Annotated in this window: 1 protein-coding gene; it reads right to left on the bottom strand. The window is 57.9% G+C overall.

The genetic code is table 11. From position 1 onward, the window contains the following. Positions 1–54: 54 nt before the first annotated feature. A partial coding sequence (locus ACJHX4_RS26780; protein ID WP_167579150.1) for a phage minor tail protein L occupies positions 55–530 on the bottom strand: 476 nt, incomplete at its 5' end.

The raw sequence follows: 530 nt of genomic DNA, 5'->3' as shown, positions 1-530 counted from the left end.
GGCGCACATCGCCGGGCGTGCGCCAGAATCGCTGATTCTGTCTGTGTCATGGGATTACTGCGAAAGTTTGTTAATGGAAAGGAAGCCGCCAAAGTTGCCGACGTTATTGCGAAACTTACAGCCGCTCAGGCATTTGCTGCATTTATCCTTCGTGATATCGGACGTCGGCTGGTCATATTCATCCGCGACAGCCGGACCATGATAACCGCACTCATCACCGCGATAGGTCCAGGTGCAGGTGTTGGCCAGCATGATGCGCCCCGGAAAAACAGCACCATCCGTTTCCGTCGGTGTGGAGAGCACAAAGGAGGCACTGACCGCACTCAGTTCGCTGCACTGCTCGATGCGCCAGCGGCTGATCACCTCCTGCTCCGGATCGGCGTCGCTGTTTCCGTTGACGAAGTTCACCGCATCCAGAAAACGGGCGTAAACCTTACGCCTGACCACCGTTCCGCCGACCAGACTCTGCAGGTCTTCCGCCATCCCGGTGACCATGCCGTGCAGGTTAGAGACCGTCAGTGTCGGACGGG

The organism is Escherichia sp. WS2035 (assembly GCF_046487065.1).
GTDB classification, from domain to species: domain Bacteria; phylum Pseudomonadota; class Gammaproteobacteria; order Enterobacterales; family Enterobacteriaceae; genus Escherichia; species Escherichia coli.
This window is presented reverse-complemented; position numbering and strand designations above follow the sequence as displayed.